The sequence below is a fragment of the Streptomyces sp. BRA346 genome (assembly GCF_052851135.1).
This window is the reverse complement of the sequence record NZ_JAIWIH010000143.1, coordinates 1-2,189: the sequence shown is the minus strand read 5'-3', so window position 1 is coordinate 2,189 and position 2,189 is coordinate 1. Positions and strand designations below refer to the sequence as shown.

General features: G+C 73.8%; 1 protein-coding gene. It reads right to left on the bottom strand.

Translation table 11 applies throughout. The annotated features are described in order from the left end of the window. Positions 1–2,189, bottom strand: a 2,189-nt coding sequence (locus LCH29_RS43785; RefSeq protein ID WP_446467256.1) for a polyketide synthase dehydratase domain-containing protein, incomplete at both ends; no start/stop codon positions are given.

The following is a 2,189-nucleotide window of genomic DNA, read 5'->3' as shown; positions in this document are numbered from 1 at the left end:
CGGGAGAAGCCGTGGCATAGACCTCCGCACCCACATGACGGGCGATCTGCACCGCCGCCATTCCCACCCCGCCGGTGGCGGCATGGATCAGCACCGACTCCCCTGCCCGCAGCCCGCCCAGTTCGACCAGCCCGTACCAGGCGGTCAGGAACACGACGGGCGCCGCGGCCGCCTGCTGGAAGGTCCAGCCGGAGGGGATCGGGACGACCGTACGCGCGTCCGCCACCGCCAGCGGGCCGAACGCGCCCTCGAACAGACCCATCACCCGGTCGCCCACGGCGAGGTCCGTCACCTCCGGCCCGGTCTCCAAGACCACACCGGCGCCCTCACTGCCCGCGAACACGGCGTCGCCCGGATACATCCCCAGCACGATCAGCGCGTCACGGAAGTTGACGCCTGCCGCGTGCACCGCGATGCGTACCTGACCGGCGCGCAGGGGCTCCAGCACTTCCGGGCACGGCACGGGCCGCACACTGTCCACGGTCGCGTCGCCGACGACCCCGAGCCGCCACGCGGACTGCCCCGGCGGGGGCACCGGACCGCCGTCACCGGCGCTTTTGACGGCCCGCACCAGCCGCGGCACCAGCATCTGCCCGGCGCGCAGCGCCACCTGCGACTCGTCCGCCTCCACGGCCCGCCGCACGGCGTTCAGCACACTGCCGTGATCGGCCACGGGTGTGCTCGGTTCGAGGTCGAGCAGCAGGAACCGGCCCGGGTTCTCCGCCTGCGCGCTGCGCACCAGACCCCAGAGCGCGGCACCTGGCACGTCCACGTTCCCGCTGTCATCGGCGGGTACGGCTCCGCGCGTCACCACCGCCAACCGGGACTCGGCCAGCCGTGGTTCGGCCAGCCAGTCCTGGAGCAGTTTCAGGATCCGCTCCGCCGAGGCCAGCCCGTCGGCCGCCATGGCACCGGCATCGGCCGACGCCTCGCCCGCGGGCCGATACGCCAGGACGACCGAAGGAGCCGGTGTGCCACCGTCGAGCGCGGCGATCAACGAGTCGAGATCCGGGGTGGCCTCGCTGCCCAGAGCCGCCCAACTCATGGCGCCGTCGCTGCCGTGCGGCGTGAGGGGCAACGGAGTCCACTCCATGGCGAACAGGCCGTCCGAGCCCGGGACGTGGGCGCTCCTCAGCTGCTCTTCGCTCGCCCGGCGCAGCACCACCGCGTCGGCGCTCAGCACTGGGGCGCCCACCGCATCGGCCACCGTCACCCGCACGGTCCGCTTGCTCGTGTCGTCGCACTCCCGAGGGGACAGCCGGACCCGTACGCTGGTCGCCCCTTGGGCCCGCAGCGACACGCCGTTCCAGGTGAACGGCAGCCACACCGCGTCCGTCGTGTTCTGGTCGGTCAGCAGGACGGGGTGCAGCGCAGCGTCGAGCAGGGCCGGGTGGATGCCGAACCCGGTGTGCTCGCCCGCGGCCTCCGGCAACACCACCTCGGCCAGCAGGTCCGCCCCGTCGCGCCACACCGCGCGCAGCCCCTGGAAGGTCGGGCCGTACGCGTACCCCGAGGCCGCGACCTGTGCGTAGAAGTCCTCCAGCGCCACGGGCTCCGCACCCGCCGGAGGCCATACGCCGCCCAGCGCTTCCGCCACGCCCTCGCCCTCCGGGACCGGACCCAGCACGCCCTCCGCGTGGCACACCCACCCGGCCGTGGAGTCGGCGTCTCCTTCGGGACGGGAGTACAGGTGCACCTCGCGCCGCCCGTCGGTCCCGGGCGGCGCGACCACGATCTGAAGGCGCAGACCGCCTGATTCCGGCAGCACCAGGGGAACCTGGAGCGCCAGTTCCTCCACGCCACCCGCGCCGACCTCGTCGGCGGCCCGCAGCGCCCACTCCACCAGGGCCGCGCCGGGCACCAGCACCGCACCCGCCACCACGTGCTCGCCGAGCCACGCGTGGGTACGTGCCGAAAGCCGACCCGTCAGCAGTCTGCCGCCGCCGTTCGCCAGCTCCACGGCGGCACTCAGCAGCGGATGCCCGGCGGGTGCGAGGCCGAGGTCGGTGGGGTCGGCGTCGCGGTCGGTGAGGCCGTCCAGCCAGTACCGCTGGTGCTGGAAGGCGTACGTTGGCAGATCCACCGTTCGTGGGGTGGGGTCGGCCGGGAACAGGGTCGTCCAGTTCACGGGGACGCCCGCGTTGAACGCCTGGGCGAGGGAACGCACCAGCTGGTCCCGGCCGCCGTGG